Genomic DNA, 16,080 nt, shown 5'->3' on the forward strand with positions numbered 1-16,080 from the left:
GCGACGTCGCGGTCGCGGTGTGTCTGCCCGCCGTTCGCTGGGCGGGTAAGCGCTTTCCAACAGTGTGCCATGGCGCGTGCGCGTGCGCAAGCGTTTTCCGCTGGACGGTGGTTTTCGCGCGTCGGTCCGCCGCGGGCGCCCGGCGTTCCGCCCCCAGGATGTGTCGCGGGGCGGTGCGGATTCTGGGGGTGGAGCGTGGAGGTGGCTGTGCCGTTGGCGTTCCGCCCCCACGAATTGTCGCGGGGCGGTGCGGATTCTGGGGGTGGAGCGCAGGCGAGACGGAAGGCCCGAGCGAAGGCCCAGGCGAAGGCCCGAGTGGAGGCGGGAGGGACACCCGGCGCGTGTGGAGAGCATCCGGCGCCGGCCTCGCGGTCGACCCGGCGAGGGATTCGGCGGCGAAAGAGTCAGGCCATCGCTTCGTGAATATCGCGGGCCTTCAACACGCGGTAGGGCGAGACGGGGTGCGTCGCCAAGATTATTTTTCCCCGAGCGTGCAGTCGACTCAGGTCCTCGTATGCCTCGACGATGTCCCCGAGGGCGTACAGACCTGAAATGAGGAGAACGAAAGCTCGCTGCTCTGCCAGCCGGGCGAGCCGTTCCAGTTGCGAGGTGCCGTGGGCGACGGAATCTGCATCGTCGGCCAGAAGGCGAAGCTCGACATCCCGCCTGTCCGTGCTTGAGCGGTATCGATCCGCCGGCACACCGAGACGTTCTGCGGTGTCGCTACCGTCCTTACCGAAGTTGTCGATGAACGCGGTTACTCGTCCGTGGGCGACGCGGTCGATCCTTTCGGCAAGCCCTTCGCCGTACTTCACGGGAATGATGCCGAGCTGTCGTAGGTAGTCGAAGTTGCGCTCGCCGCACGTACCGATCACGCGCGCACCTGCATGCTTTGCCAGTTGAGCTTCAATGCTGCCGACACCGCCAGCGGCCGCGGAGATCACGACGGTGTCGTCGGAGCCGATGCGCAGTTCATCGAGTGTGTCCAGCGCCGTACAACCGGCGAGGTACATGCCCCCAGCCATCTCCCACGAGACGTTTTTGGGCTTGCGCACCAACGCTGCCTGATCGACGACGACGTGTGTGGCGTGTGCGCCCGTGCGCACATGCCCGATCACGTCTTGCCCTGGTCGAAAAGCCTCGACGCCCGGACCGCATGCCCGGACAATCCCGGCGAAGTCGCTGCCAGAGCGTCGTGGCCAAGGATCGTCTTGCCAACTGGGCTCATTGCCGTTGCGCAAGAACACCTCCATATGGTTGATCCCGCTGGTAACGACCTCGACGGCGACTTCACTGGGGCCGGGGCTTCGCAAGGGGCTCTCATGCCTCTGCAGCACGTCCGCGTCACCGTACCGCGTGTATACGAACGCTGCCGTCTGGGCAGTCTTTGCACTCATGACGTCTCCTCGTTGTTGCGTCGGTTTCTGGCGCACAGGCCCATTGGGTTATTCGCTCCACACCCGCGCTTTGGATGCACTCGGAGGAAAAAACGCGAACTTTGAGGAATGTCGGCTTGAGTGCATCCAACGCTGCAGGTCTCGGGGAAAGAACTCACAACGGCGCAATGGTCGCGTCGTCACCTACGAGGAGGAACCAATGCGCAAGACAGCAGCAGGACTGGCCATCGGCATGGTGGCCGCATTTGGCGTTGCCCTACCGGCATCCGCCATTTCGGAGAGCAGTGCAGACGTATTCGTCCTGCACGGCATCCCTGACACCCCGGTGGATGTCTATGTCGACGGCGAACTGACGCTGGATGACTTCCAGCCCGGTGATCTGGCGGGGCCGCTCGATCTCCCGGCGGGTGACTACGAAGTCGCGTTGACGGCGACGGATGCCGCGGATGACAGTTCGCCTGTATTGGGGCCAGTCACGTTGAGCGTGGAGGCGAACATGAGCTACACGGCAGTCGCTCACTTGTCTGAGAGCGGAGAGCCGACAGTAACCCCCTTCGTCAACGACATCTCGGCGACGGCCGCAGGGGAAGGTCGGCTGACAGTTCGACACGTTGCCGCCGCTCCGGCGGTCGACATCCTCGCCGGCGGCGACGCGGTCGTATCGGGACTAGCGAACCCCGAAGAGGCTTCCCTCGATCTCGCAGCGGGAACGGTCTCGGCCGCTGTGGCGTTGGAGGGAACCACCGACCCCGTTATCGGACCGGCAGATGTCGCCGTCGATGAAGGCGTGCTCACGATCGCCTACGCGTGGGGCAGTGCCGAGGACGGCAACCTCGATCTCGCGGTTCAGACCATTGACGGACTGCACTCCAGCCCCGACGGCGTGCCGTCAGGTTCGGCGGGATACCTGGCGGAGCGTGACGCGCAAACGCCCCTGGTGTGGATGCTTGCTGGTTGCACGATCGTGGCAGCGGTCGCCGTCGGCGCGGCGGCCATGGCTCGTCGCACCGCGGGTAGCGAGCGCGCATGATCTCGGGCACACCGCGAGGGTCGATTCCCATGAAACGAAGCCGCACCGCAGCTTCGACGATGGCGATCGCTCTCGCGGTGTGCCTATCTGCGTGCGCGGCGCCCACCGGTCAGAGCGATGCGCAGTCGCGACCCTCGCCCACGCCTACCGTGACTGCTGCTCCCGCCCGCACCCCCGCGGTCGAGGTCCCGGTGACATCGAGCGCGCCCCGAGAGGTGGAGCCCCGGGTCGCTCCCACGAACCTTCTTATCTCAGATATTTCAGTGGACATGCCGGTCGTTCCCGTGGGCGTTGACGGGGGGTCGCAGATGGAGCTACCCGTCGATCCTGCGATCGCCGGGTGGTATCGATTCGGGCCGGATGCGAACGCTGACGAGGGTCATATGGTGCTGTCCGCACACGTGGATGCTCCGAATTACCCCATCGGGCCGCTCGCCGGACTGCGCGACCTCGACCCGGGCGCGTCCATCGTTGTGGAAGATGAATCCGGCGCGCAGAGGGAGTACCGGGTGGCGTCGGTGACGTATTATCCGAAGACGGATCTTCCTGTTGACGAACTCTTCGATCGTGAAGGGGAACACGCTCTCGTGGTCATTACATGCGGGGGGCCCTTCGATTCCTCCACAGGCCGGTATCGAGACAACGTCGTCGTCGTCGCCGTTGCGGCGTGATAGTCGGCTGAGGAGGATGAAGTGAGCGAAGCAGTCGACGAGAAAGCGTTGGACGCGCGGTTCATCGACGGCGACGAGCGCGCGCTCGAAGAGGTATACCGGCGGTGGTCGCCGGTGGTGTTCACTCTCGCTTTGCGCTCACTCGGTGACCGTGCCGACGCGGAAGACGTCACCCAACGTACGTTCGTGTCGGCGTGGACCTCGCGCGAGTCCTTCGACCCGAGTAAGGCAAAGCTGTCGACCTGGCTGGTGGCGATCGCCCGTCGTCGTGTGGCCGACGCTCATGAATCTCGCGCTCGAGTGATCGCAGTCCAACAGGAAGCGATGCGATTGACACGACCGGACGATCTCGTGCGAGAACCACCAGACTTGGCAGAATCCATTCTGGTGGCCAACGAGATCGAGCAGCTCGAGCCTGATGCGCAGAACGTTGTGCGCCTCGCTTTCTTCGACGATCTGACTCATGCACAGATCTCCGAGAGGCTCGGAATGCCGCTCGGCACGGTGAAGAGTCATATTCGAAGAAGTCTCGGGCGAATGCGCGAACGATTGGAGGTGAACGATGTCGCATCTTGAACAAGACCAATTAGCGCTGCTCGCGCTCGGCGAGCCTGTTGCTTCGATGTCAGACTGCGCGCACCTTTCGTCGTGTGCGGAGTGTAAAACGGACCTTCGCGCGTTGAGTCGGGCGGTAGGAGTGGCGCGCTCGACACTGGCTGACGACAAGCTTGAGAGCCCACCCGAGCGAGTCTGGGCCGGGATCGCAGAGGAACTCAACCTTTCTATACGCGGCGATGCGAGCGACGAGGGGTTAAAGGACGAAAACACCCCTTCAGGCCATGCGTCCCCCGACGAGGGTGATCGTGATGTGGCTCACGATGAGGTCGCGGGGGAATCGGATGCCACGCCCCGAACACGTCGCGATCACGCTGCGCGACGGCCGCGCGGTCGATGGCTGTGGGCCCTTGCGGCGTCACTCGTGGTTGTCGCCGGTGTCGGTTGGGGCGCGGGGGCGCTCTTGCCCACCCCGCCCACCTCGATTGCTCAGGCAGTGCTCGATCCTTTCCCGGACCACCCCGGAGCAACAGGGACAGCAGACGTCGAAGAGGATGAAGAAGGTTCGCGGCGACTGGTCGTGACGGTTGGAGCGGACGCGCGGCCGGACACTTACCGCGAAGTGTGGCTGATTCGAAACGATGCCGGTGCGCTGATCAGCTTGGGTGTGTTGGACGGCGATTCGGGGACGTTCGTGATTCCGGACGGCCTTGATCTCGAGGAGTACAACTTGGTGGACGTTTCGGTCGAGCCCATCGACGGCGATCCCGCGCACTCCGGGGACTCGATTGTCCGAGGGCAGCTCTCCCAGGCCTGACACTGGCGCGCCGCTTGGCGCCTGGCGCCACCTAGCGCCCTGCCACCCTCATTCCGCCCCCAAGATCTGCGGCCGCCAGGCGCAGATCTTGGGGGCGGAGCTTGAGGCGGGTTAGCCGTCGGCGCTCCGCCCCCAGGATGTGTCGTGCGGGCGTGCGGATTCTGGGGGTGGAAGTTCGGGGGTGGTGGCGCGGCGGAAGTGCGGGGGTGGTGGTCCGGCGCAGGTTCGGGGGTGGTGCGGGTGCGAGGAACGTGAGGGTCGCGCTCAGTCCACCGAGCGCAGCAGCACGCAGCCGTGCGGCGGGAGGCCGAGGTGCAGCACGGTTGAACCGGGAGCGACGCCGCGCGCGGCATCCGACTGCTCGTGCACCGCGCTCGCCGAGAGCGTCGACCCACTCCACACGTCGACCACATCGACGACAGAAGACCCGAGCCCCAGCGAACGAGTGTCGAACGGCTCGCGCCGCGCGTCGCTCGAGAGGTTGAACACCGCGGCCCACCGCGAACCGGCCGGCCCATCGGCCGCCCACACCACGAGGTCGCGCTCGCGCAGCAGTTCTCGGTTGCCCGAGAAGACCGCAAGACGTCGAGCACGGCGTCGTTGGTGAGAAGCGCGATCGTGCCGGGGTCGCTCGAAGGCAGGTCGCCGCCCACCATAAGCGGCGAGCGCGCCATCACCCACAGGGTCACCATGGTGCGGCGCTCGTCGGGGGTCAACAGGTCGTCGCGGGGCTCGCCGCGTTCGGCGCGGAGGCGCCCATGACCGGTTGGGGTTCTTTCATCGAGCAGGTCGTCGAGGCGCCGGTGCGCAACCTCGCCTTCGGCGGTGCGACGACGCAGTCGTTCATCGACGCCGGCTCGTGGCAGGCGGTGCTGGATGGTGTTGCGGCCGACGATGTCGTGCTCATCCAGTTCGGGCACAACGATCAGAAGGATCCGGCGCTCGATTCCCGCGGCGGCTACAGCGATCGCCTGCGCGGATTCGTCGCCGACGTGCGTGCGCGCGGCGCGCAGCCGGTGTTGTGCACCTCGACCGAACGTCGCTGGTTCGAGGGCGATCGCGTGACTCCGACGCATGGCGACTATCCGAACGCGGTGCGCGACCTCGCCCGCGAGGTGGATGTTCCCCTGATCGACCTCACGGCGTTCACGACGTGGATGTACGAGGATGCCGGGCCCGTGGCATCCAAGGATCTTCTGTGTCACTTCGCCCCCGGCGAGAACGCGCACTGGCCGGAGGGCCTGGCCGACGACACGCACTTTCACGAGCGCGGTGCGCGGAGGATCGCGGCGTATGTCGGGTGGATGCTGCGGGGGATCGAGCGCCGCGACGGCGACCTGCCCGCCCGGGGGTCGCAACTCGTGTCGTGACGCGGGGGCGGTGCGAGTCCCCACCCGGGTGCACTCTCTCCCGCGCGACCCCGCACCTCGGCCTCACCACCCCGTCGTTTCCACCCCGCCGCGTGCTTACCCCGCCGCACCCCGCGACTCGGCCTCACCCGCGCGCCCCGCGACGCTTGGGGAGGAGATTTCGGCTGGGGAGGATGAAAGGGGCTGAAAGTCTCCTCCCGAAGCGAGGTTTCCTCCGGTGGATGCCCGCGGCGCGCCGGGTGCCGGGGTCGGGGCGTGCGCCGTGACCTCACCCGGAGCTCCTTCCTGTCCTCGCTCGAGGCAAGCCGAGCCACCCCGCGACGCTTGGGGAGGAGATTTCGGCTCGGGAGGATGAAAGGGGCTGAAAGTCTCCTCCTGAAGCGAGGTTCCCTCCGGTACGCGGGTGTGTGGGTGGCAGGTGCGCCGGGTGCGCGGGGTGCGCTGGTGGCAGGTGCGCCGGCGGTACCGCGCGTGCGCGCCAGGACCGCGCGCGCTCAGCCGGTGGTGGATTCCCGGACGGCCAGCTCGGGCTGGTAGACGACATTGCCCATGTCGTGACCGGCCTCACCGGCGATGCGCGCGATGAGGAGTTCAGTGGCGGTCCGCCCCATCTGACGCGCGGGCTGGCGCACCGAGGTGAGCGGAACCGCGGCGATCGCGGAGAACTCGATGTCGTCGTAGCCGACCACCGCGATGTCTTCGGGCACCCGCACACCGTGGGAGATGAGGCCATGAAGGAGACCGATCGCGAGGTGGTCGTTGGACACCACCAGACCGTCGGGTCGGTCGCTCGGCCGCCGCGCCGCCAGTTGCTCGCCGAAGTGCCGGCCGATCTCAGAGGTGGTCCGCTGCGTCCAGATCGGCTCGAGCGTGGCACCGGGGGCGGCGGCGACGGCGGCACGCGCGCCGTCCAAACGCTCGCGCACCTGCCGCACTTCAGAACGTGCACCGACATACGCCAGGCGCCGGCGGCCGCTCTCGAGCAGATGCTCGGCGGCGAGGCGCCCACCGGCGACATCGTCGAACGATACCGAGGGCAGCTCGCCCGTATCGTCGACCGCATCGACGAGCACGACCGGAATACCCCGGCGCCGAAGGCGATCCAGCCACGGGCCGGTCTCGCCGAACGGGCTTACGATCGCGCCCTCGACCTGCACGCGCTCGAAAAGCTCGAGGTGGTCCCGCTCCTTGGCTGCGTCGTCGCTGGAGTTTCCGACCAGAATGCGCAGACCCGCAGCGGATGCCGCGTCCTCGGCGCCGGCGACCATGTCGGCGAAGAAGGGGTTGGCGATGTTGATCACCGTCATGCCGAGCAGCCCGCTGCGGCCCGCTCGCAGTTGCTGGGCGGCTTGCAGGGGGACGTAGCCGAGCTGATCTGCCGCGGTCCGGACGCGCTCGGCCAGCGCATCGCTGACCATGTGCGGGCGATTCAGCGCGTTCGACACGGTGCTGATCGACACGCCCGCGCGCTCGGCGACATCGCGAATACCGATTCGCTTCATGTCGCCACCTCTTTGCTCGCGGACTCCCTCATGCTAGGCGCTCGCGAAGCGCGCCTCGTGCGACGCGGCCGTCCCGGCCCCGAAGCGGCCCGCTGCCGAAGCGCCGTGCACCGGCGGCGCCTACTCCCACTCCCACGTCTGCAGGCGCCCGCACATGCCGTAGGCGCGCGGCCCGGGATTCGGCGTGGCGCGCGCGACTGCGGCATCCGTCATCAATCCGCTCTCACCGGCGGCAAGTGCCGCCAACTGCGCGCGCGTGCGCGAGGTCTCGGCCTCGACCGTGCTTTCCCAGCGCTGCTGCCACTGCGCGACGCGCGGCTGAACGAGCACGGCAGCACGCTGATGCAGCTCGCTCATCACCGAAGCCGCGCCGCGCGCGTCGATGGCTTCGCGCAGTTCGAGGTAGCCGCGCATCGCGAGGTCGCGCCGGGCGCGGGCGGCGTCGGCGCGCACGGCGGGATCCGACGGCAGCGCCGCCGCCGCGGCATACGCCTCGGGGTCGTCGAGCACCGCGGACGGAAACGTCAGCACTGCGTCGCCGGCCTCGGGAAGCCCCGAGTTCTGCATGACCACGATCAGTGCGAGGTCGCCGTGGTTGACCAGGCGGTGCACGGTCCCGGGCGAGAACCACACCACTTCGCCCGGTGTCAGCGCATGTACCTCGTGCCCGGCGGGCGTCAGCGTGTGCACCTCGCCCGACCCGCCAGTGACGACGTACCCCTCACTGGACGCGGTGTGCAGGTGGGGCGAGCCGCCGCGGCATCCGTCCTCTGCTTCCCAGTCGTAGACGTGCAGGTCGCTGACGGCGACGCCGCCGGGAAACAGGGGGGTCATGGCGCGAGTTCCGCAGCCAGCGCGCGCACGTCTTCGGGCGACGGGATGCTGTCAAGAAAAACGTGCCGGTGAGACAGCGACACCTCGTCGCCGGGCGCGAGCACGATCGGCTCATCGAATGAGGCCGAGGGGCTCATGATCGGGAACGGCTCGCTGCGCACGAACCACTTTATCGGCGGAGCGCCCGTCGAGCTGCCCGCGAACGCGATGACCGTCGCTCCGCCGTCGACCTCGTCGTGTTCGCCCGACAGGGCCAGCCATGGCGTGATCGCGCCCATCAGAGCATCGGCGTCGTCAGAGTCGACCGACAGTACGCGCCCGCCGGTCCATGCGCGCGGCATGCGGATCGCGAAGCCGGTGTAGCCGGCGTTCGGGCGCCCCTCGGTGGTGGGGCTGCCGAGCTCGAGTTCGCGGACTGAAATATTGCGCAGCGTGGTCGAGAAGTCGAGCGCCCACAGCCCCCGCGCGGTGTCGAGCCCGTGGAAGCGATGCGTCCGGGTCTCGGTGAGCCACTCGTCGCCGGCCTGTGTGATCCAGGTGAGTTCTTCGGTGAAGCCGACCTCGGCGCCTGCGTCGGTGGTTGCGGTGAACCGCTCGTGTCGCATCGAACCCACGTTGTCCTGCAGGGTGTAGCCCGAGTCGCGGTGGTAGGTCGGCCCGCCCCAGAAGTTCTGGCCCGACACCGCCGTCCACGTCATCTGCAGGCCCTTGTGCCAGCGGTGATCCCACGGGCGGAAGGCGGTCAGCTCGGCGCCGTCGAGTGCGCGCAGTGGGTGCAGGTATGGCTTGGGGCCCTCCGACGCTGCGCCACCCGGGTCGAAGCGGTAGCGGGCGATCTCCACTCCCGCGGCGGTGATCACCGCGTCGGTGTCGTCGAGGGTGAGGGTGAAGTCAGACACGTGCGGGCTCCTGAATCATGCGTCCGTGATGCAGGGTGCGGGTGGCGGCATCCGGATCGCCCCCGTGCATCGCGTGGGTGAAGGGATCTTCGGGGGTCAGCTCGTCCCGGCGCACCGCGCGGCCGGTGAGGGCCGACTTTTACATTCCGGCGACGAGTTCGAGCGAACGACGCCCGTCCGCCCCGCTCGCGGGCGGGCGCTCGCCGCGGCGGATCGCATCGACCAGCACGCGCAGTTGGGCCGCGTGCGAGCTTGCGAGATCGTCGGCCGGATGCCACGACGCCACGGTCTGGTCGTCGATGTGCGCAGCGCCGGTCCAGCGCCAGTGCGAGTTGTCGTAGCCGTAGAGGTGCTCGACCTCGACTGTGGCGTCGTCGAAGTCGAAGCGCAGCAGGCTCGACTCGCGCGGCGAGAGCAGACTGTTGGTGACCGTGCACAGGGCGCCCGAGGCGAAGCGCACGACCGCGGCCGAGACATCCTCGGTCTCGGTGTTGCGCGCGAGCGTGCCCATCAGTGCGGTGACTTCGGTCCACTCACCGAGCAGCGACAGGGCGAGATCCATCTGATGGATGCCGTGCCCCATCGTCGGCCCGCCACCTTCGGTGGCCCATTTGGCGCGCCACGGCACCTCGAAGTAGGCGTCGTCGCGGTACCAGAGCGTGTGGCACTGGGCGACGCGTGGCGCCCCGAGCGTGCCCTCGTCGATGTGGCGGCGCAGGCGCGTGGCGGCCGATCCGAACCGGTGCTGGAACACGTAGGTGGCGTACGGGCCATCCGCGCCCTCGTGCGACGCGATCTCGTCGTAGTCGGCGAGTGACAGGGCGGGGGGCTTTTCGCACCACACCGACGCGCCGGCGTCGAGCGCGGCGATCGCGGCGGCCTTGTGCGCGCCGGGAGGCGTGGCGACGACGACCAGGTCGGGCTTGGCGGTGGCGAGCAGCGTGTCGAGATCGGTGAACGCCTCGGTGTCGAACTCGGCGGCGGTCTCGCGGGCGCGCTCGCCGTCGATGTCGACCACCCCGACGATCTCGACCTCGTCGCTTAGGGCGGCGAGAGCAGGAAGGTGGATGCCGCGGGCGATGCCGCCGGTGCCGACGACGGCGGCGCGAAGAGGCCGAGGGGTCATTGCGGAGTGCTCCTTTGCGAGGCGTGAACCGAAAAAGTTACCGTTCACTATTTGGCTGCTACGGTACTGGTGACACCCCCGCCGGTCAAACTCGAACCGGCGCGAACCCGGAGGCCGCGCATGACGTCAGGCGACAAGCCCGCGACGATGCGCGATGTCGCGCGGGTAGCCGGCGTGTCGCACCAGACGGTGTCGCGGTATCTCCGCGGCAACGGGGGACTGAAGAAGCCGACGGTCGAGCGCATCAGCGCCGCGATCGACGAGCTGGACTATCGCCCCAACCTGATTGCGCGCTCGCTTCGCACGCGCCGCACCGGCCGCGTGGCGATCCTGCTGCCGACGGCGGGCACGTTCATGCCGTCGCGTCTGGTCGCCGGCGCGCTCGCCGTCGCGCGCCGCGAGGGCTATGCCGTTGAGGTGCTGAGCGTAGAGGGGGGGATGGATGCCCGTGCCGAGCGTGCCCGCGAGCTCGCCGTCTCGGGTCAGGTCGAGGGTGTTCTCGCGTTCGCGCCACTGCCCGCGGATGTGCGGGGATCGCACTCCGGAACGGTGGTGATGGCATCCGACGATCTCGACGATCGTGCACGCACGATCGGTGGTCTGGCAGACGGCGCCCCCATCGCGGAGCTGATGGCGGGTCTCGTCGCCGATGGGCACACGCGCTTCGCGCACATCACCGGCCCGCTGGATTACACGTCGGCGCTCGCGCGTCGCGACGCGTACCTCGCGACCGTCGCCGAACTCGGCGTGGAGTCGGTGCTGGTGCACCAGGGGGACTGGTCAGCAGAGTCGGGGGCTGCGGGAATCGCGGCGTTGCGGGGGTTGGGCGCGTCGGCGCCGGCGGCAGCGGCGGTGATCGCGGCGAACGACATCGTGGCGGCCGGGGCGATCCGCGCCGCCGTTGATGCCGGCTGGAGCGTGCCCGGCGACCTCAGCGTCACCGGGTGGGACAACCATGTGATCGGCGGACTGTTGTCGCCGCGCCTGACTACGGTCGACGCCGACCAAGAGATGCTCGGTGCTCGCGCCGCCGAACGCTTGATCGCGGCCGTGCGAGGCGAGACTGCCCCATCGGCGCCGGCCGAAAGCGTGCATCGAATTGTGTGGCGGGACTCCACGGGCCCGGCGCCTCGGTAGCGGGCCGCCGCACCGTTTGTTCACCCGGAGTTTCGATACGAGTCCGGCGATCTCGTAATTGCCGGTCACCCGCGTCGTGTGGGATGCCGAGCAGGAGCCAGCCTCGCTGTGCCTCGTCGCCACCGACAGCGACTGAGTGCATTCATCAGAAAGAAGGTTCAGTAATGACGATCACACTCCCCGCAAGCCCCCTGACCAACCTGCGCGACCTCGGCGGTATCGCCGTCGCTGGCGGATACGTGCGAGCCGGCGTCGTCCTGCGCGCCGACGATGTGGCGCTCATCGACGCCGACAGCGCCGAGGCGCTGATCGCCGACGGTCTCGGTCTCGTCATCGACCTGCGTTCGCCCGGCGAAGCCGAGCGCACCGGACGGGGCGTGCTGGAGCAGCATCCGGTCGATTACCTCCACCTGCCGCTGACCCAAGAGGTCGCCGACCCGCGGGCGCTCGCGCTGTTCGCCGAGATCGGGCGGGCCGCCGACCCCGAGCGCGCGATGGGCACGTGGTACGCCACTCTCGTGCGTGAGCGAAGCGCCGATATCGTGCGCGGCATCGAAGTGATCGCCGGCGCCGACACCGCCGTGGTGTTCCACTGCGCGGCAGGCAAGGATCGCACGGGCGTGTTCGCCGCGAGCATCCTGTCGGTCCTCGGCGCTGACCGCGCGGAGATCGTCGCCGACTACACACGCACGGGCGAGAACCTCCCCGCGTTGCTGGCGCGGATTGCCGCGACCACGCAGGCGCAAGTGGAGGCATCCGGGCTCGCAGGGATGGCCGACCGCGTGCCGCACGTGCTCATGAGCGCGCCCGCCGCAGCGATGGAGGCCATGCTCGACGATCTCGACGCAGACGGCGGACTTGCCGCGGTGCTGCGCGAGGCCGGCCTTGGTGATGACACGATCGAGCGCCTGCGCGAGCGGGCGGTCGTGGCGCAGTCGGCATGAGCGCGACCATGACGCGGGCGGCTGGGGCTGGCGCTGTCGTCGGGGCCGGCTCGGTGGTCGGAACTGGCGCTGTGCGCCGGCCCGGCCGCCCGCGGCGCGCGGACATCGAGCAGCGCGTCCTCGATACGGTGATCGCACTCATCGACGCCGAGCGCGACATCACCGTCAACGCGGTCGTCGAGGGGAGTGGCGTCAGCCGCGCCGCGGTGTACCGGCGGTGGCCAACGCTCGCGAAGCTCGTCGCCGCGGCGCTCGACCGTGGCCGCGCCGCTGTCGAGGTGCCCGAGGATCTGCCGCTGCGCGAGATCTTCACCTACGGGTATCCGCAGAGCGCCGACGATGCGCTGCAGGGGTACCCCGAGTCGCGCCTGCGCCAGCGCGTGCGGCTCGGTTTGGGCGACCGTGCGTTGCAGCGAGAGACGTGGGAGTCGCACGTGTCGCGCCGGCGCGAGCCGATGCGCCGGGCCCTGTTGCGGGGGCGCGAGCGCGGCGAACTCCGCCCCGACGCCGACATCGAAGCGGCGCTCGACCTCGTCGCCGGGGTGTACTACTACCAGTTCGTCGTGCGCGGCGACAGCCTCGACGACCCCGCCACCCTGGCGCGTTGCAGCGCCGCGGTCGATACGATCTGGCGCGGTATCCGGGCCGAGTGAGGTGCGGCGCGCACGTCGCCGCACCTCACTCGGCGCCGATCTCAGCCGCCGAGCGCGGCAGACACCACGGCGCGCGCCTCGGCCTGCACCTCGGCGAGGTGCTCGGGCCCGCGCAGCGACTCGGCGTACAGCTTGTAAACGTCCTCGGTGCCCGACGGCCGCGCCGCGAACCACGCGTGCTCGGTCTGCACCTTGAGCCCGCCGATGGCCGCGTCGTTGCCGGGCGCGTGCGACAGCTTCGCGGTGATCGGCTCACCGGCGAGATCGGTCGCCGTGACGGCATCCGGAGACAACTTCGCCAGCGCAGCCTTCTGCTCGGGGCTGGCCGGCGCGTCCACGCGCTGGTAGGCCGACGAGCCGAATTCGGCCTCGAGTTCGGCGTAGCGCTGCGACGGCGTCTTGCCGGTCACGGCGAGGATCTCGGCGGCGAGCAGGCACAGCAGAATGCCGTCCTTGTCGGTGGTCCACACCGAGCCATCGCGGCGCAAGAATGATGCACCCGCCGACTCTTCGCCGCCGAACGCGACCGACCCGTTGAGCAGCCCCGGAACGAACCACTTGAATCCAACCGGCACCTCGAGCAGCGTGCGGCCGAGCGACGCGGCCACGCGGTCGATGATCATCGACGACACGAGCGTCTTGCCGATCGCCGCGTCGGCGGGCCATCCGTCACGGTGCGAGAACAGGTAGTCGATCGCCACCGCGAGGTAGTGGTTCGGGTTCATCAGGCCCGCGTCGGGCGTGACGATGCCGTGGCGGTCGGCGTCGGCGTCGTTTCCGGTCAGAATGTCGAACTGATCGCGGCGCGCGACGAGCGATGCCATCGCCGAGGGGGACGACGGATCCATGCGGATCTTCTCGTCCCAGTCGAGCGTCATGAAGCGCCACGTCGGGTCGACGTCGGGGTTCACGACGGTGAGGTCGAGGTCGTAGAGATCAGCGATGAGCGCCCAGTACTCGACCGATGCCCCACCCAACGGGTCGGCGCCGATGCGCACTCCGGCCGAGCGAATGGCGTCGATATCGATGATGTTCGCGAGGTCGCGGACGTATGCGTCACGGAAGTCGTACTCGCCGATTGCGTCGCCGTCGAGGTCCTTGAACGGCGTGCGCGCGACGCCCTCGAGCCCCGCCTCGATCAGCGCGTTCGCGCGGTCGGCGATCCAGCCCGTGGCATCCGTGTCGGCGGGGCCGCCGTGCGGCGGGTTGTACTTGAAGCCGCCATCGCGGGGCGGGTTGTGGCTGGGAGTGACGACGATGCCGTCGGCGCGGCCGGGGTCGTCTGTGGCGCGTCCGGCGTTATAGGTGAGGATCGCGTGCGACAGCGCGGGGGTGGGCACCCACGAGTCGCGCGCGTCGACCCGCACGTCGATACCGTTTGCGACGAGCACCTCGATGGCGCTGCGCTCCGCCGGTAGCGACAGGCCATGCGTATCGCGGCCCAGAAAGAGTGGCCCGGTAATGCCCTGCGCCGCGCGATAGTCGACGATGGCCTGCGTGGTGGCGAGGATGTGGTCTTCGTTGAAGCTGCCGCTGAGGCTTGATCCGCGGTGCCCGCTGGTGCCGAACGCGACGCGCTGCGCGGCGACACTCGGATCGGGTTTTCGGTCGTAGTACGCCGAGATGAGTTCGTCGATGTCGACGAGGTCGGATTCTTCGGCCGGCTGTCCTGCACGAGTCATGGCACCAGTCTGCCCCCTTGAGGCGGACATGGCCCGACATGTCGGAAAAGTTTCAGCCGATCCGCCGACGATAGGCTGATCACCGTGACTTACGACCCGGCCGGGCACGCGGCATCCACTTCTGACGCTCCCGAGCGTCGCACCTACAGCTACCTCGGGCCGGCGGGAACCTTCACCGAAGCGGCGCTCGCGCAGGTGCCCGAAGCGCGCGGCCAGATTTGGCGGCCCGTGCGAAACGTGGGCGAGGCGCTCGCCGATGTGGTCGAGGGGCGCTCGCACGCGGCGATGATCGCGATCGAGAACTCGGTCGACGGCGGGGTGTCGACGGCGCAGGATGCTCTCGCCACCATGCCCGGACTGCGCATCGTGGGCGAGTATCTGGTGCCGGTCGATTTCGTGCTTGTGGCTCGACCGGGCACGGCGCTCGATGATGTCTCGCTGATCGCCGCGCACCCCGTCGCCTACGCGCAGTGCCTGCCGTGGCTGACTGGTGCGCTGCCGGCGCATGCGCACATTCCCGCGGCGAGCAATGTCGCCAGTGCGATCGGTCTTCTGGACGGATCGAGTGATGCGGATGCCGCGATCGCCGCGCCGGGAATCGTCGCCCACCACGACCTCGAGGTCCTCGCGACGCACATCGGTGACAACCCGAATGCCGTGACGCGCTTCGTGCTGGTGAGCCGCCCGGTGACACCCCCGGATCAGACCGGCGCCGACAAGACGTCGCTCATCGTCGAGTTGCCCGACGACCACCCCGGCGCCCTGCTCGAGATGCTCGAGCAGTTCGCCACGCGGGGGATCAACCTGTCGCTGCTCGCTTCGCGCCCGATCGGCGACGCGCTCGGACGCTACCGCTTCGTCATCGACGCCGACGGTCACATCCTCGACGAGCGCATGGCCGACGCACTGTTGGGCCTGCGGCGCTCGAGCCCGAAGGTGATCTTCCTCGGGTCGTACCCGCGTGCCGACCGCGCGGTGGTGCGCTACCCCGAGCGCTACGCCGACGACATCTTCGTCGAGGCGCGCGACTGGCTGCGCGACCTCATCAGCGGCGCCGTCGAAGAGGACTGACCCCGGGGCGGGGCTCGCGCCTAGCGTGGCCCGCGGCCACGGGCGGCTCGCGCCCCGTCGCCGCTCGCACTCCGGGTCACGGCCACGCGCTCACGCGCGCCGTCGTCCCGCGCGTGGCCATGTGCACCGCGCCCCCTGGTTCGTTGGTCGCATTTTGCGGGCTTTGGGCGCTTAGCCCGGTGTGTCGTGACATATGAGCGGGCGGGCTGCGACGGTGTGACCACGCGCACCCGGCGCCACCGGTTCGTTGGTCGCATTTTGCGGGCTTCGGGCGCTTAGCCCGGCGTGTCGTGACATATGAACGAGTTGCCAGCGCGAGGTCAGGGAGGCGGGGCGCGGGTGAGTCCCATAGCGTGGTGTCAATTCCCGCGGGGGTCCTCGGCGTTGTAGAC

At 68.8% G+C, this 16,080-nt stretch carries 16 protein-coding genes; 9 read left to right on the top strand and 7 right to left on the bottom strand.

What is annotated here, in order from left to right:
- Nucleotides 1-404 precede the first annotated feature (404 nt).
- The gene (locus tag ON062_RS08265) at nt 405-1,397 is read right to left on the bottom strand and encodes an NADP-dependent oxidoreductase (RefSeq protein WP_274646649.1); all 993 of its coding nucleotides are present in this window, start codon (nt 1,395-1,397) and stop codon (nt 405-407) included.
- Nucleotides 1,398-1,596: 199 nt separating this feature from the next.
- Here ON062_RS08265 and ON062_RS08270 point away from each other — a divergent pair, with 199 nt between their 5' ends.
- From ON062_RS08270 to ON062_RS08285, 4 genes are all read left to right on the top strand, one after another.
- Nucleotides 1,597-2,427, top strand: a complete 831-nt coding sequence (locus ON062_RS08270; RefSeq protein WP_274646650.1) for a DUF4397 domain-containing protein — start codon at nt 1,597-1,599, stop codon at nt 2,425-2,427.
- 29 nt (nt 2,428-2,456) lie between these two features.
- On the top strand, nt 2,457-3,098 hold the full coding sequence (locus ON062_RS08275; protein WP_274646651.1) for a class F sortase: 642 nt from the start codon (nt 2,457-2,459) through the stop codon (nt 3,096-3,098).
- A 21-nt stretch (nt 3,099-3,119) separates the two neighbouring features.
- A complete protein-coding gene (locus ON062_RS08280; protein WP_274646652.1) occupies nt 3,120-3,674 on the top strand; it encodes an RNA polymerase sigma factor in 555 nt (184 codons plus the stop codon).
- Between the two features lie 121 nt (nt 3,675-3,795).
- Nucleotides 3,796-4,470: an anti-sigma factor gene (locus ON062_RS08285; RefSeq protein ID WP_274646653.1), complete on the top strand. Its 675-nt coding sequence runs from the start codon at nt 3,796-3,798 to the stop codon at nt 4,468-4,470.
- 264 nt (nt 4,471-4,734) lie between these two features.
- Here ON062_RS08285 and ON062_RS08290 read toward each other — a convergent pair whose 3' ends face one another.
- The gene (locus tag ON062_RS08290; protein WP_274646654.1) at nt 4,735-5,151 is read right to left on the bottom strand and encodes a hypothetical protein; all 417 of its coding nucleotides are present in this window, start codon (nt 5,149-5,151) and stop codon (nt 4,735-4,737) included.
- A gap of 77 nt (nt 5,152-5,228) precedes the next feature.
- Here ON062_RS08290 and ON062_RS08295 point away from each other — a divergent pair, with 77 nt between their 5' ends.
- Nucleotides 5,229-5,840, top strand: a complete 612-nt coding sequence (locus tag ON062_RS08295; RefSeq protein WP_274646655.1) for a rhamnogalacturonan acetylesterase — start codon at nt 5,229-5,231, stop codon at nt 5,838-5,840.
- A 494-nt stretch (nt 5,841-6,334) separates the two neighbouring features.
- Here the strand turns inward: ON062_RS08295 and ON062_RS08300 are convergent, their stop codons facing one another.
- From ON062_RS08300 to ON062_RS08315, 4 genes are all read right to left on the bottom strand, one after another.
- The gene (locus tag ON062_RS08300; protein WP_274646656.1) at nt 6,335-7,342 is read right to left on the bottom strand and encodes a LacI family DNA-binding transcriptional regulator; all 1,008 of its coding nucleotides are present in this window, start codon (nt 7,340-7,342) and stop codon (nt 6,335-6,337) included.
- Nucleotides 7,343-7,462: 120 nt separating this feature from the next.
- Entirely contained in the window at nt 7,463-8,176 is a 714-nt protein-coding gene (locus ON062_RS08305) for a cupin domain-containing protein (RefSeq protein WP_274646657.1), read from the bottom strand.
- Nucleotides 8,173-9,075: a PmoA family protein gene (locus ON062_RS08310; RefSeq protein WP_274646658.1), complete on the bottom strand. Its 903-nt coding sequence runs from the start codon at nt 9,073-9,075 to the stop codon at nt 8,173-8,175. Before ON062_RS08310 ends, ON062_RS08305 begins: the two co-directional genes overlap by 4 nt.
- A 139-nt stretch (nt 9,076-9,214) precedes the next feature.
- Nucleotides 9,215-10,201: a Gfo/Idh/MocA family protein gene (locus ON062_RS08315; RefSeq protein WP_274646659.1), complete on the bottom strand. Its 987-nt coding sequence runs from the start codon at nt 10,199-10,201 to the stop codon at nt 9,215-9,217.
- A gap of 120 nt (nt 10,202-10,321) precedes the next feature.
- Between ON062_RS08315 and ON062_RS08320 the strand changes: the two genes are divergently transcribed.
- The 3 genes from ON062_RS08320 (at nt 10,322) to ON062_RS08330 (ending at nt 12,935) form a co-directional block, all read left to right on the top strand.
- Nucleotides 10,322-11,338, top strand: coding sequence for a LacI family DNA-binding transcriptional regulator (locus tag ON062_RS08320; RefSeq protein WP_274646660.1), 1,017 nt, complete (start codon nt 10,322-10,324; stop codon nt 11,336-11,338).
- Between the two features lie 164 nt (nt 11,339-11,502).
- Nucleotides 11,503-12,282: a tyrosine-protein phosphatase gene (locus tag ON062_RS08325; RefSeq protein ID WP_274646661.1), complete on the top strand. Its 780-nt coding sequence runs from the start codon at nt 11,503-11,505 to the stop codon at nt 12,280-12,282.
- On the top strand, nt 12,279-12,935 hold the full coding sequence (locus tag ON062_RS08330) for a TetR/AcrR family transcriptional regulator (protein WP_274646662.1): 657 nt from the start codon (nt 12,279-12,281) through the stop codon (nt 12,933-12,935). The genes ON062_RS08325 and ON062_RS08330 overlap by 4 nt, the downstream gene beginning before the upstream one ends.
- Before the next feature lie 41 nt (nt 12,936-12,976).
- Here the strand turns inward: ON062_RS08330 and pgm are convergent, their stop codons facing one another.
- The gene (gene pgm, locus ON062_RS08335) at nt 12,977-14,617 is read right to left on the bottom strand and encodes a phosphoglucomutase (alpha-D-glucose-1,6-bisphosphate-dependent) (protein ID WP_274646663.1); all 1,641 of its coding nucleotides are present in this window, start codon (nt 14,615-14,617) and stop codon (nt 12,977-12,979) included.
- Between the two features lie 84 nt (nt 14,618-14,701).
- On the opposite strand from pgm, the gene pheA reads away from it, so the two are divergent.
- Nucleotides 14,702-15,688 (top strand): prephenate dehydratase, encoded by a 987-nt coding sequence (pheA, locus tag ON062_RS08340; protein ID WP_274646664.1) that lies wholly within the window; start codon nt 14,702-14,704, stop codon nt 15,686-15,688.
- Nucleotides 15,689-16,080 lie beyond the last annotated feature (392 nt).

Source organism: Microbacterium sp. C7(2022), from assembly GCF_028823665.1.
In the GTDB taxonomy this organism is placed as follows: domain Bacteria; phylum Actinomycetota; class Actinomycetes; order Actinomycetales; family Microbacteriaceae; genus Microbacterium.

Coding starts and splice junctions, on each gene's coding strand:
- ON062_RS08265 (WP_274646649.1), bottom strand. CDS start 1,397: ATGAGTGCAAAGACTGCCCAGACGGCAGCGTTCGTATACACGCGGTAC.
- ON062_RS08270 (WP_274646650.1), top strand. CDS start 1,597: ATGCGCAAGACAGCAGCAGGACTGGCCATCGGCATGGTGGCCGCATTT.
- ON062_RS08275 (WP_274646651.1), top strand. CDS start 2,457: ATGAAACGAAGCCGCACCGCAGCTTCGACGATGGCGATCGCTCTCGCG.
- ON062_RS08295 (WP_274646655.1), top strand. CDS start 5,229: ATGACCGGTTGGGGTTCTTTCATCGAGCAGGTCGTCGAGGCGCCGGTG.
- ON062_RS08300 (WP_274646656.1), bottom strand. CDS start 7,342: ATGAAGCGAATCGGTATTCGCGATGTCGCCGAGCGCGCGGGCGTGTCG.
- ON062_RS08305 (WP_274646657.1), bottom strand. CDS start 8,176: ATGACCCCCCTGTTTCCCGGCGGCGTCGCCGTCAGCGACCTGCACGTC.
- ON062_RS08315 (WP_274646659.1), bottom strand. CDS start 10,201: ATGACCCCTCGGCCTCTTCGCGCCGCCGTCGTCGGCACCGGCGGCATC.
- ON062_RS08320 (WP_274646660.1), top strand. CDS start 10,322: ATGACGTCAGGCGACAAGCCCGCGACGATGCGCGATGTCGCGCGGGTA.
- ON062_RS08325 (WP_274646661.1), top strand. CDS start 11,503: ATGACGATCACACTCCCCGCAAGCCCCCTGACCAACCTGCGCGACCTC.
- ON062_RS08330 (WP_274646662.1), top strand. CDS start 12,279: ATGAGCGCGACCATGACGCGGGCGGCTGGGGCTGGCGCTGTCGTCGGG.
- pgm (WP_274646663.1), bottom strand. CDS start 14,617: ATGACTCGTGCAGGACAGCCGGCCGAAGAATCCGACCTCGTCGACATC.